The organism is Pseudomonas fluorescens (assembly GCF_902497995.1).
GTDB lineage: Bacteria > Pseudomonadota > Gammaproteobacteria > Pseudomonadales > Pseudomonadaceae > Aquipseudomonas > Aquipseudomonas fluorescens_BK.
Genome location: NZ_CABVII010000013.1, coordinates 99,912 through 112,041 on the forward strand (window position 1 = coordinate 99,912; position 12,130 = coordinate 112,041).

A 12,130-nucleotide genomic window follows, 5' to 3' on the forward strand; every position below is an offset into this window, starting at 1 on the left:
AAGGCTGTCTGTCAGTCGCCATTGATGTTGGCTGACACGCCCCCCTTCGCGAGCAAGCCAGCTCCCACATGGGATTTCTATCAGATCCTCAACGCCTTGTGATGACCACCTCGAGGTACTCACTCGGCACCACCATCGACTTGTCTCCCGCCCGGTTCAAGCGGTTCAGCAGCTCGGCCAGGTCATTTTCCAAAGCCTGTGCACCTTCGGGGGGCAGTGCCGCGAACGCCTTGTGGACCGGGCCGTACCAGGTGCGGAACGTGTCGATGAAATGCGCGGCCGAGCGGTAGCGAAAGTTGAAGTGCTTGCGCGTCACCTGGAGCAAAAAGTTGCGTTCATCGAAATGCGAGTGCAGCCAGGCCTCGGTGCCCCAGTTCGAAGGCGGTTGCGCGCCCGGCGGTGGCGGCAAATGCCGGCCCAGGGTCTTGAACATCTGGCCAACGAAGCCTTCGGGCGTCCAGTTGGCCAGGCCGATCCGGCCGCCGGGACGACAGACCCGCGCCAGTTCCCCGGCGGCCTTGGGCTGGTCGGGCGTAAACATCACACCGAAGGTCGAAAGCACGGCATCGAAGCTGGCATCCTCGAACGGCAATGCCTCGGCATCGGCCACCTGGAAAGTCACTTCCAGGCGTTCTGCCCTGGACCGGTCTTCGCCGCGCTCCAGCAGCGCAGCCACGTAGTCGGTGGAAGTGACATGACAACCACGGCGGGCGGCGGCCAGCGTCGCATTGCCATTGCCGGCGGCCACGTCGAGCACACGTTCGTCGCAGAGCAGGTCGCAGGCTTCGGCAAGTTGCTCGCCGACAATCTGCAACGTGGTACCGATCACGGCATAGTCGCCGCTGGCCCAGGAGGCCATCTGACGGTTTTTCAGGGCAGTAAGATCAATGGGTGTACTCATGGAGACTGTCTCTGGCGGGTTGGAACAACGGACCAGCAACGGGCGCTCGATTACTCTGCCGTCGTGGGATCGATGATGTTCATGACCTGGGATACGCTGTTGGCCGGGAAACCACCCTGCTTGGCATGCTCCCGGATGAGCTCCTCATTCGGCGCGATGTACACGCAGTAGATCTTGTCGCCGGTGACGTAACTCTGCAGCCATTGCACTTCTGGCAGATCGCGCAAGACCTTGCGCGACTTTTGCGAGATGGCTTTCAAATCCCGTTCTGACAGTGTTCCAGCGCCTGGGATTTCGCGTTCTATGACGAACTTCGGCATGGCAACCTCTCATTCTTGTTATTGATGACAGGGTCGGTAGGCCCTGTGTGCCAACTATCGCGCCGGGAAACGTTGGCGTCCTGCCCGATCGTCGGCCAACCTTGCCCGATCGTCCGGAGAGTTCACCTTGCGCCGCGACAGGCTCACAATCAATCTCATCATTAAAGGCAGCCCCGAGCACAGGGGAAACCCAACATGGACGCCCTGTCCCAGACCCTGCGTGTCGTCCGCCTGGTCGGCGCGATCTTCATCAATGCCAGGTTCACCGCACCCTGGTGCTACCAGTCGCCCAGCGCCGACACAGCGGCGCCCTTCCTGGAGCCCGGCGCCGAACGGGTGGTGATCTTTCACTTGATCACCGAGGGCGAGTGTTACGTCGAACTGGGTGACGATCCTCCCCTTCTTCTAACGGCGGGCGATGTGGTGGTGTTCCCTCAAGGGGACGCCCATCGCATGAGCTCCAGACCGGGGCTCGCGCCCGCCAGCGGTGCGCGGCTGGATGTGGTGCTGGCGCGCCGTCCCCGGCAGTTGAGCTATGGCGGCGGTGGCGCGATCACGCGTCTGGTGTGCGGCTATCTGGCGTGCGACACACGGCTGGCGGGCATGTTGCTGACGGGATTGCCGGCCGTGGTCAGGGTCAATGTGCGCGGCTCGAATGCCGGGATCTGGCTGGAGTCTTCGGTGCGTTATGCGCTGGCCGAAGCTCGGTCGCCGCGCCCTGGCGGCGAAGGCGTCCTGGCCAAGCTGGCCGAGGTGTTGTTCATCGAGGTGTTGCGCCTGTACATGCACGAACAGGGCGAAGGCCGTACCGGTTGGCTGGCGGGCGTGAGCGACCGGATCGTCGGCGCAGCCCTGAATGCGCTGCATAAAAAACCCTGTCACGCCTGGACGCTGGATGAACTGGCGCGCACCGCCGGTACCTCGAGATCGGTGTTGGCGGAACGCTTTCAACTATTGGTAGGGGTTTCGCCGATGCAGTACCTGACGCAGTGGCGAATGCTGCTGGCGGCCAACCTGTTACGCAGCAGCAACAGTTCATTGATGCGGATTGCCGAAGAGGTGGGTTACCAGACCGATACGGCGTTCAGTCGGGCATTTCGTCGTGAGTTCGGGGCGCCCCCGGCGGCGTGGCGACGCAGTCAGGAGAAAAAGCCAATGGCCCACGGCGTGCAGCCTGTGAGCCATTGATCCAAGGGACGCGGAGCCTCCGGAGCTGCATTCCCACGCTCTGCGTGGTAACGCCTCCAGTGACGCTCTGTGTCACGCTTTTGGATTTACGCTGCCGCGGGGGCTTTGGCGTTGGCCTTGGCTTCTTCCAGCAACTGCTGGATCATTTTTTCCTGGGCCTCGTAGCGGCCTTCGCCGAAGTGGGTGAAACGGACCTGGCCCTTGGCGTCGATCAGGTAGTGCGCGGGCCAGTACTGGTTGTCGAAGTTGCGCCAGATCGCGTAGTTGTTATCGATCGCCACCGGGTAGGTGATGCCGAGCTCTTCCACCTGATCCTTGACGTTGGCGATGATGCGTTCGAAGCCGTATTCGGGGGTATGGACGCCGATCACCACCAGGCCATCCTTCTCGTATTTATTCGCCCAGTCCTTCACGTAAGGCAGCGTGTGCTGACAGTTGATGCAGTCGTAGGTCCAGAAGTCCACCAGCACGACTTTGCCTTTCAGGGACTCGTTGGTCAGCGCTGGCGAGTTGAGCCATTCCACGGCACCGGAAATCGACGGCATGGCGCCTTTGGCGTTATCCATCGTCGAGTCGGCCTTGACCTTGCTGACGAAGTAATCAACGACTTTCGGTACGCTTTCCAGCACTCCTTTCTCGAGGCTGCCGAGGCCTTCGGACGAGGTGCCGGCCAGCAATGTCTTGTCGGCACCGGTGGAGATCACCGCCGCGGCGGCCAGCACAGCCACACCGGTACCACGACGCAGCCATCCGGTGACCGGGATCGACGCTTTCAAGCGATTGACCAGGCCGCGACCGGCGAAGATCAGGGTGCCCAGGGACAACGCACTGCCCAGGCCGTACGCCACCAGCAACAGACTGGTCTGGGCGTTTGCGCCTTGCAGCATGGCGCCGGTGAGGATGACGCCGAGGATCGGCCCGGCGCACGGCGCCCACAGCAGGCCGGTGGCGACGCCGATCATGACCGAGCCCAGTGGGCCGGACATTTTGCGGGTGTCAGGGTCGAGGCGGTTGCCAAGCAGCACGAATGGACGCGCCAGCCAGCCACCGACCCGGGCGGAAATCAGCGACAGGGCGAACAGCACCATCACGATCAGGGCCACGTGGCGGCCGGTGTTGTTGGCGTGCACCACCCACTCGCTGCTGACCACCGCCAGGCTGGAGATGAGGGCGAAGGTCAGGACCATGCCGCCGAGGGTTAACAGGACCGAGGAACGCGTACGGTCGACCCCGGCGAACAGGAACGGCACGACTGGAAGGATGCAGGGACTGAGGACGGTCAATATGCCGCCCAGGAACGCGATGAGTAACATGGGATCACCTGGAAAAATTAAGGGGGTGATACACCGCAGTTCCAATGTGGGAGCGGGCTTGCTCGCGAAGAGGCCAGTACCTTCGATATTGATGTCGACTGACACGCCGCCTTCGCGAGCAAGCCCGCTCCCACATTGGAACTGTGGTGTTGACAGAAGCAACGCCTGGCTTCAGGCCGTCTGGCTATCCAGCAATTGCCCCTGTGGCGTTCGGCTGCCGCCGTTCTCTGCTACCAATTGCCCCTGCGGAGTCCGGCCGGCACCATCCTGAGCAAGCAAGGCATTGGCGCCCTGCTTCGCCACCGGGGTTAGCTGGAAGCAGGTGCCGCTGCCACAGCTGCCTTGTTCCACGGCGGCATTGGCGTGGGCGGCGGTGCCGGCCAGGGAGAAGGCAGCGGCGGTCAGAAAGCGCGATAGGTTGTTCATGAGGGTGTTCCTGTTGCAAAGGGGATGGGCAAGCGCCAGGCAAAGGACTCAGTTGCCTTCGTTGCAGCCGTCAGCAAATTTGCGATAGTCCAGGACCTGGGTTTTGCCCCCGGAATCCAGGTAGGTCAGCTGGGCATCCACAATCCCGCAGGAAGGCGTGGCGTCCTGTTTCATCGAGATCACTTTCCTGATGTCCAGGTGCGTGCCGTAGGTGTAGGTTTGAGGGGTGACATCGGCTTCGGCGCGGGCCGACAGGGTGCAGATGTTCAGTGCGGCAAACAGGCAGGCGGTGACGACGGCTTTGGTGTTCATGGTGGTTTCCTCAAGGCTTCGACAGGTCAATCGTTGATTGGGCCGAGGCGTCCTGGCTTGCCTCGATGGAACCCATTAGAAGCCCGCGAGGTATCTCGTCTGTGTCAAAAACAGGCGCGTGTAAATCGGTACGTATCAGAGCCGCCCCGTGATACACAGCGATACAAAACCGCTGAAAAACAGTGTTTTTGCGTCTGCATGTATCCGCTGCCACACCAGATACACTGCAATACAAAGGGTTGCGGGCAGGCGCGCCAAGGCTCGATAGACTGCGCGACATCCCCCATTTACAGAGGCTTGGCCCCATGGAACACGTCAATCACATTCTCATCGTGGACGATGACCGCGAAATTCGAGAGCTGGTAGGCAACTACCTGAAAAAGAACGGCCTGCGCACCACCGTCGTGGCGGACGGGCGACAAATGCGCGCCTTCCTCGAATCCACGCCGGTGGACCTCATCGTGCTCGACATCATGATGCCCGGCGACGATGGCCTGATGCTCTGCCGCGAGTTGCGTGCCGGCAAACACAAGGCCACCCCGGTATTGATGCTCACCGCCCGCAATGATGAAACCGACCGCATCATCGGCCTGGAAATGGGCGCCGACGATTACCTGGTCAAGCCGTTCGCCGCCCGTGAACTGCTCGCGCGTATCAACGCCGTATTGCGCCGCACGCGGATGCTGCCGCCGAACCTGGTGATCACCGAAAGCGGTCGCTTGCTGGCCTTCGGCCGCTGGCGCCTGGACACCTCCGCCCGGCACTTGCTCGATGACGACGGCACCATGGTCGCGCTCAGTGGTGCCGAGTATCGGCTGCTGCGGGTGTTCCTCGATCATCCACAGCGGGTGCTCACTCGCGACCAGTTGCTGAACCTGACCCAGGGCCGCGACGCCGACCTGTTCGACCGTTCCATCGACTTGCTGGTCAGTCGCTTGCGTCAACGCTTGCTGGACGACGCCCGCGAGCCGGCGTACATCAAGACCGTGCGCAGTGAAGGCTATGTATTTTCCCTTCCGGTGGAGGTGCTGGGTGCGCCTTCATGAACCTCGCGATACGTTGGCCACGCACCCTTGCCTCGCGCTTGTCGCTGATTTTCCTGATCGGCCTGATCCTGGCGCAGGCCTTGTCCTTCGGCGCGCAGTATTACGAGCGTTACGAAAGCGCGAAAAACACCATGCTGGGCAATCTGGAAACCGATGTCTCGACCTCCATCGCCATCCTCGACCGCTTGCCGGCCGAAGAACGTGCCAACTGGCTGCAACAACTGGAACGGCGCAATTACCGCTATTTGCTGGACGAGGGCTCGCCGGGCATGCCCATGAGCGACACCCCCATCGCGGTGACTTCGATCAAGGACGCCATCGGCCAGGATTACCCGATGACCGTTACCGACATTCCCGGCCCGATAAAACGCTTCCAGGTCCACCTGAAGCTGGCTGACGGCAGCCCGGTGACCATCGATGTACGACCGGCGATGCTGCCGTTGTCGCCGTGGTTGCCCATGGTGTTGCTGGGCCAACTGGCGCTGATGATCGCCTGCACCTGGCTGGCCGTGAGAATCGCCATCCGCCCTCTCACCCGCCTCGCCCAGGCGGTGGAAAACCTGGACCCCAACACCCACGCGGTGCATCTGGACGAGAAAGGCCCGACCGAAGTCGCCCATGCCGCCAAGGCGTTCAATGCCATGCAGGCGCGCATCGCCGCCTACCTCAAGGAACGCATGCAGCTGCTGGCGGCGATCTCCCACGACCTGCAAACCCCGATCACCCGCATGAAATTGCGCGCCGAATTCATGGATGACTCCAGCGAAAAAGACAAACTGTGGAACGACCTCGGCGAGATGGAACACCTGGTGCGCGAAGGCGTGGCCTATGCCCGCAGCGTTCACGGTTCCACCGAGGAGAGTCGTCGCACCGATCTGGATTCGTTCCTCGACAGCCTGGTGTTCGACTATCAGGACATGGGCAAGGACGTGCAGCTCGGCGGCAAAAGCGACGCGGTGATCAACACCCGGCCCCACGCCCTGCGCCGGGTGCTGGTGAACCTGACGGACAATGCGCTGAAGTTCGCCGGCGCCGCCGAGTTATGGGTGGAGTCGAAGGCGGACGGCAATTTGTCGGTGAAGGTGATGGATCGTGGCCCAGGCATTGCCGAAGAGGAACTGGCCCATGTGATGGAGCCGTTCTACCGCGTGGAAAACTCACGAAACCGCAGCACCGGTGGCACCGGACTGGGGTTGGCGATTGCGCAGCAATTGGCGTTGGCGCTCGGAGGGTCGTTGACGTTGAGTCGTCGTGAAGGCGGAGGTTTGTGCGCGGAGCTCAGGTTGCCGGGTAATAAGGCGGGGCGTTGAAAGGGAGGGGGATTTCCCGGAGATTGGGGAAAAAGTTACGCGTGTTTCAACGGTAAAACACAGCGCACGGCAACACCACCAATCCAATGTGGGAGCGAGCTTGCTCGCGAAGAGGGCCTCACATTCAACATTGATGTCGGCTGAAAGACCGCTATCGCGAGCAAGCTCGCTCCCACAGTTGATTGGTGGTGATTGGGCGATCGCGCCTAGGCGACGACGCCCACCACGCCCTCCCCATGCATCTGCCGCAACACTGCCAGCCCGTTGTCGATGAACGCCGACGACCCGGCGACACCCGCCTCCACCGCCAACCCTTCCAGCTGCGCGCGGCCATTGAGCTCGGGAAACTCGCCGATCCGCTGCAACAACCGCCACGCCAACGGACTCAGTTCGGAAAACTTCACACTCCAGTCCTCGGTTCGACGCACCAACAGCAGCGTCGGCTGAACCGGTGGCGCTTCAGGTCGATAATCCGGCCCGACCCGCTGGACTGGCCAGGCATAGGCCAAGGGCCAGGCCAGTGGCGAAACCTGCAACGATCGATCCAGCAGCAACCCGGCATCGCTGGCCGGCAAGGGCTCGGCTTCGGACTGTTGCAGCACCATCTCGATCCACTCGTAATGCGCCAGTTCGATCATGAACGGCGGCCACGGCCCTGCGCTCAAGGCCTGCGGTTCAGAGGCGATGAATTCGACAAATTCCTCGGCGATTTCGCCGAATTTCGGCGTGCGCGCGCGGTAGTCCCGCAAGAAGCCGCGCACCAGAGAGCGCCAGTGTTCATCGCCAAGCATCTTGATCAGCACCGGAAAGGTCCCGCTGAGCAACGATGACAGGTTCGATAAAATCAGCTCGCGGTAAACCTGTGCCCGCGCCACGTCCATCCCGGCCGGCGGCGCGCAATGCTCGGGATCGCGCAGGTATAGGCCCATCGCCGTTTGCTGCTGCCGCAGCGAGTGCTTATCCACGGTTCACCTCCACGGCTTGCAGGCGGCGAATAGTCTGCAATTCGGCCACCAGCTCCGAGAACGCAGGAAAATTGAAATCCCGTTCCAGCAAGGTCGGCTGCGCGCCGAACCGGCCGTAAGCCTGGGCCAGCAACGACCAGACCACCGGTTTGACCGAAGCGCCGTGGGTGTCGATTTTCAAGGTGTCGGACTCATCGAAGTGCCCCGCCACGTGCATCGCCACCACGCGGTCCGAGTCGATACAAGCGAGGAAGGCCTGCGGATCGAAGTCGTGATTGATCGAGTTGACGTACACATTGTTGACGTCCAGCAACAGGTCGCAGTCGGCTTCGCGCAGCACCGCGTTGGTGAAGGTCACCTCGTCCATGTCCTGCTGTGGCGCGGCGTAGTAGGAGACGTTTTCCACCGCCAGGCGCCGACCGAGGATGTCCTGGGCCTGACGGATTCGCGCGGACACGTGATGCACCGCTTCTTCGGTAAAAGGCAACGGCAGCAGGTCGTAAAGGTGGCCGTCATCGCTGCAGTAGCTCAGGTGTTCGCTGTACAGCGGCACCTTGTAGTGATCGAGAAAAACCCGAACCTCTTGCACAAAACCCACGTCCAGCGGCGCCGGCCCGCCCAGTGACAGGGACAAGCCGTGACAGGACAACGGATAACGCTCGGCCAATGCCTGCAATGCCGCGCCATGGGCGCCGCCGATACCGATCCAGTTCTCCGGCGCGACTTCCAGAAAGTCGAAATCGCCCACCGCAGCGGCCTGGAGGTCTTTCATTAAACCGCGACGCAGGCCAAGCCCGACGCTGGCCTTCGCTGATGTGAGGGGGGTGTGCATGATGTCGATCCCAAGGTTGCCAGAATGCAATCCAGTTGATCGCAGGGGTGTATCGGGACTGTGTACGGCCGCCCCCCGGAATGGGAGGTACTGTATCGAGGAGGGGGTTGGATACAGTGGGATACACACCTCCCCCTGTGGGAGCGGGCTTGCTCGCGAAAGCGGTGTGACATTCAACATCAATGCCGTCTGACACGGCCTCTTCGCGAGCAAGCCCGCTCCCACAGGGTATCGGTGCGGGTCAGGGAGATTTGGCTAACAACGACTTTCGTCGCTCCAGCCAGCGCTGCACCGCCCCCGGACTAAACTGAATGCACGCAGGACGTACTCATCGTCCTGATCATTCCACGACCACCGCCCAGGGCTGGACACCTCGAAAAACCGCGCCTCTGGACCGTGATCCTGCCACAGGAGCGCACGTGATGGACGAGGCCAGACTCAATGATTTCATGGGAAAACTGGTGAACGACATGGGCGGCGCGGCGATGCTGGCCAATGTCATCCTCGGCGAAGAGCTCGGACTGTACCGGGCCATGGCCGACAGCCAGCCGATCACCCCTGAAACACTCGCCGACAAGACCGGCTGCAACGCCCGCTTGCTGCGTGAATGGCTCAGTGCCCACGCCGCCTCCGGTTACATGGAACACCGCGACGGCCAGTTCCGCCTGCCCGAAGAGCAAGCCCTCGCGCTGGCGAACGAAGACTCGCCGGTCTATTTGGCGGGCGGTATCGGCGTGCTCGCATCGTTTTTCCATGACAAGGACAAACTGGTCAACGCCATGCGCGGCAACGGCGCCCTCGCCTGGGGCGATCACCATCCGTGCATGTTCAGCGGCACGGAGCGGTTCTTCCGGCCAGGCTACAAAGCGCATTTGATCGCCGAATGGCTACCGGCACTCGAAGGTGTGGTCGCCAAACTGGAGGCTGGCGCCAAAGTAGCGGACATCGGCTGCGGCCATGGCGCTTCCACTGTGATCATGGCCCAGGCGTTCCCGGATTCGCGGTTCGTCGGTTTCGACTACCACGCCCCCTCCATCACCGTGGCCACCCAGCGCGCCGAAGAAGGTGGCGTGTCCGGGCGTGCGCGGTTCTTCCAGGGCACGGCAAAAAGCTACCCCGGCAACGACTATGACCTGGTCTGCTACTTCGACTGCCTGCATGACATGGGCGACCCGGTGGGCGCGGCGCGGCACGCCTATGAGTCGCTGAAACCGGACGGCACGGTACTGCTGGTGGAACCGTTCGCCAACGACTCGCTCGACGACAACATCACCCCGGTTGGCCGCTTGTTCTACGCCGCCTCGACCTTCATCTGCACCCCGAACTCGCTGTCCCAGGAAGTCGGCCTCGGCCTCGGTGCCCAGGCGGGCGAGGCGCGGTTGCGCAAGGTTTTCACCGAGGCGGGGTTCAAGACGTTCCGTCGGGCGACGGAAACCCCGTTCAACCTGATTCTGGAGGCGCGTAAATAGAGACCGCTGACGCGGACGGCTGATGGCTGACTGCTTACCGCTTACTGTAGGAGCCAGGCTTGCCGGCGAAGGCGCTTCATGGCCGCTGCAAGGTTCGAAGCCGCCTTCGCTGCGGTGCGGCGATCCGACAAGCCTCGCTCCTACAGGATCAGCTGCGGACCAGTGGATGGTGGGAAAACGCCGAACCCCCGTAGGAGCCAAGCCTGCCCGCGAAGGCGTCTTCATGGGCGGTGCAACGCTTGAGGCCGCCTTCGCGAGCAGGCTCTCCCACAGGTGACTGTGATCAGCTCATGGAAATCTGTGGGCCCAAATTTTCTTCTTTAAGGATATCGAACAACGCCTGCGCCGCCGTCGACAGTTCCACCCCCGGTTTGGTCAATACCCCGATCGCCCGCTCCACCACCGGATCGCGCAAGGTAAGGCATCGCGCGCCCAGCTCCCGCATCTGCCCGGCGCACAGGGCCGGCACCGCGCTCACCCCCAACCCGCTGGCGACCATCCTTCCGATCGTCGCCAACTGATGGCTTTCAAATTCCACCGGCAATTTCATGCCCCGAGCCTGCAAGTGTTCTTCGAGCATCACCCGCACCGTCGACGGCCGCTGCAAGGTGATGAAGGGTTGTTCAAGCAATGTCGGCCAGTCGATATCGCGCAGTTCTGCCAAAACAGAATCATGCGGCACAACCGCCACAAACCGGTCCATGTACAACGGCGTGAATTGCAGCGAAGCACTCTGCGTCGGTTCAAACGCCACCCCCAGCTCCACCTGTCGATCACGCACCATTTCCAGCACTTGCTCGTTGATCACGTCGTTCACGGTGACGTTGACCTTGGGATACCGCGCGCGGAAAGTCTTGAGGATCGGCGGCAGCAGGTTGCCGGCAAACGACGGAATCGCTGCCAGGGTCACACGACCGCGCTGCAGGGTGAAGCGCTGGCGCAGCTCATCCTCGGCATTGTCCCAATCGGCAATCAACCGCCGCGCCAGCGGTACCAGCGACTCACCTTCCGGGGTCAGCGCCACATTGCGCGTGTTGCGGGTGAACAAACGCCCGCCCAGACCCTCTTCCAGCGCCTTGATGGTCAGGCTCAACGCCGATTGCGACAGGTGCAAACGCTCGCAGGCCACGGCAAAGCTCAGGCTCTGGGCCACGGCCAGGAATGCACGGATCTGCTTGACTGTCATGAACACTGTCTCCAACGTAATACGCATTCACCCACCCCATTGGTGAGTTTTATCTATCAATCTACCTTAAAAATCAACTTAACAAATAAATCCAGCAGCGAGACACTTCATTCCATTCGGCTAGCCAGCCGCCCATTAAGAATAAAAGAGGTGCATATGGCAGGTTTCGACAAGCGCGTGAGTTCCTACGAGGAAGCCCTGGCAGGTCTTGAAGACGGCATGACCGTGATCGCCGGCGGCTTCGGCCTGTGCGGGATCCCGGAAAACCTGATCGCCGAGATCAAGCGCAAAGGCACTCGTGACCTCACCGTGGTCTCCAACAACTGCGGCGTCGACGGTTTCGGTCTCGGCGTTCTGCTGGAAGACCGGCAGATCAGCAAAGTAGTGGCCTCCTACGTGGGCGAGAACAAGATGTTCGAGGAGCAACTGCTCAGCGGCGCAATCGAAGTGATCCTGACCCCGCAAGGCACCCTCGCCGAAAAAATGCGCGCAGGCGGTGCCGGCATCCCGGCCTTCTTCACCGCCACCGGCGTCGGCACTCCGGTCGCCGAAGGCAAGGAAGTGCGCGAATTCCATGGCCGCAAGTACCTGATGGAAGAATCCATCACCGGCGACTTCGCCATCGTCAAAGGCTGGAAAGCCGACCATTTCGGCAACGTGATCTATCGCCACACCGCCCAGAACTTCAACCCGCTGGCCGCCACCGCCGGCAAGATCACCGTGGTCGAAGTCGAAGAAATCGTCGAACCCGGAGAGCTGGACCCGGCGCAGATCCACACCCCTGGCATCTACGTCGACCGGATCATTTGCGGCACGTTCGAAAAGCGCATCGAACAGCGCACCGTGCGTAAGTGATCCCCTG

At 61.8% G+C, this 12,130-nt stretch carries 13 protein-coding genes; 5 read left to right on the top strand and 8 right to left on the bottom strand.

Annotated features, from left to right (window positions below; genetic code table 11):
- Positions 1–88 precede the first annotated feature (88 nt).
- The gene (locus F8N80_RS16680; protein WP_150746096.1) at positions 89–901 is read right to left on the bottom strand and encodes a class I SAM-dependent methyltransferase; all 813 of its coding nucleotides are present in this window, start codon (positions 899–901) and stop codon (positions 89–91) included.
- 50 nt (positions 902–951) lie between these two features.
- The gene (locus F8N80_RS16685) at positions 952–1,221 is read right to left on the bottom strand and encodes a DUF4242 domain-containing protein (protein ID WP_150746095.1); all 270 of its coding nucleotides are present in this window, start codon (positions 1,219–1,221) and stop codon (positions 952–954) included.
- Positions 1,222–1,416: 195 nt separating this feature from the next.
- Here F8N80_RS16685 and F8N80_RS16690 point away from each other — a divergent pair, with 195 nt between their 5' ends.
- The gene (locus F8N80_RS16690; protein ID WP_150746094.1) at positions 1,417–2,409 is read left to right on the top strand and encodes an AraC family transcriptional regulator; all 993 of its coding nucleotides are present in this window, start codon (positions 1,417–1,419) and stop codon (positions 2,407–2,409) included.
- Positions 2,410–2,495: 86 nt separating this feature from the next.
- On the opposite strand, the gene F8N80_RS16695 is transcribed toward F8N80_RS16690, so the two are convergent.
- From F8N80_RS16695 to F8N80_RS16710, 3 genes are all read right to left on the bottom strand, one after another.
- Entirely contained in the window at positions 2,496–3,722 is a 1,227-nt protein-coding gene (locus tag F8N80_RS16695; protein WP_150746093.1) for a cytochrome c biogenesis protein DipZ, read from the bottom strand.
- Positions 3,723–3,893: 171 nt separating this feature from the next.
- Complete coding sequence (locus F8N80_RS16705; protein WP_150746092.1) at positions 3,894–4,148, bottom strand: hypothetical protein; 255 nt, start codon at positions 4,146–4,148, stop codon at positions 3,894–3,896.
- A gap of 48 nt (positions 4,149–4,196) precedes the next feature.
- Positions 4,197–4,460: a DUF2790 domain-containing protein gene (locus F8N80_RS16710; protein ID WP_150746091.1), complete on the bottom strand. Its 264-nt coding sequence runs from the start codon at positions 4,458–4,460 to the stop codon at positions 4,197–4,199.
- 305 nt (positions 4,461–4,765) lie between these two features.
- Between F8N80_RS16710 and F8N80_RS16715 the strand changes: the two genes are divergently transcribed.
- Together F8N80_RS16715 and F8N80_RS16720 are read left to right on the top strand one after the other, a co-directional pair.
- Complete coding sequence (locus tag F8N80_RS16715; protein ID WP_150746090.1) at positions 4,766–5,506, top strand: response regulator; 741 nt, start codon at positions 4,766–4,768, stop codon at positions 5,504–5,506.
- Complete coding sequence (locus F8N80_RS16720; protein ID WP_150746089.1) at positions 5,503–6,816, top strand: ATP-binding protein; 1,314 nt, start codon at positions 5,503–5,505, stop codon at positions 6,814–6,816. The genes F8N80_RS16715 and F8N80_RS16720 overlap by 4 nt, the downstream gene beginning before the upstream one ends.
- Before the next feature lie 206 nt (positions 6,817–7,022).
- Here the strand turns inward: F8N80_RS16720 and F8N80_RS16725 are convergent, their stop codons facing one another.
- Both F8N80_RS16725 and F8N80_RS16730 read right to left on the bottom strand, forming a co-directional pair.
- Positions 7,023–7,781, bottom strand: a complete 759-nt coding sequence (locus tag F8N80_RS16725) for an HvfC family RiPP maturation protein (RefSeq protein WP_150746088.1) — start codon at positions 7,779–7,781, stop codon at positions 7,023–7,025.
- On the bottom strand, positions 7,774–8,613 hold the full coding sequence (locus F8N80_RS16730; RefSeq protein ID WP_150746087.1) for an HvfB family MNIO-type RiPP peptide maturase: 840 nt from the start codon (positions 8,611–8,613) through the stop codon (positions 7,774–7,776). The genes F8N80_RS16725 and F8N80_RS16730 overlap by 8 nt, the downstream gene beginning before the upstream one ends.
- A gap of 422 nt (positions 8,614–9,035) precedes the next feature.
- On the opposite strand from F8N80_RS16730, the gene F8N80_RS16740 reads away from it, so the two are divergent.
- Complete coding sequence (locus F8N80_RS16740; protein WP_150746085.1) at positions 9,036–10,082, top strand: class I SAM-dependent methyltransferase; 1,047 nt, start codon at positions 9,036–9,038, stop codon at positions 10,080–10,082.
- A gap of 283 nt (positions 10,083–10,365) precedes the next feature.
- On the opposite strand, the gene F8N80_RS16745 is transcribed toward F8N80_RS16740, so the two are convergent.
- The gene (locus F8N80_RS16745; RefSeq protein ID WP_150746102.1) at positions 10,366–11,268 is read right to left on the bottom strand and encodes a LysR family transcriptional regulator; all 903 of its coding nucleotides are present in this window, start codon (positions 11,266–11,268) and stop codon (positions 10,366–10,368) included.
- 156 nt (positions 11,269–11,424) lie between these two features.
- On the opposite strand from F8N80_RS16745, the gene F8N80_RS16750 reads away from it, so the two are divergent.
- Entirely contained in the window at positions 11,425–12,123 is a 699-nt protein-coding gene (locus F8N80_RS16750) for a CoA transferase subunit A (RefSeq protein WP_150746084.1), read from the top strand.
- Positions 12,124–12,130 lie beyond the last annotated feature (7 nt).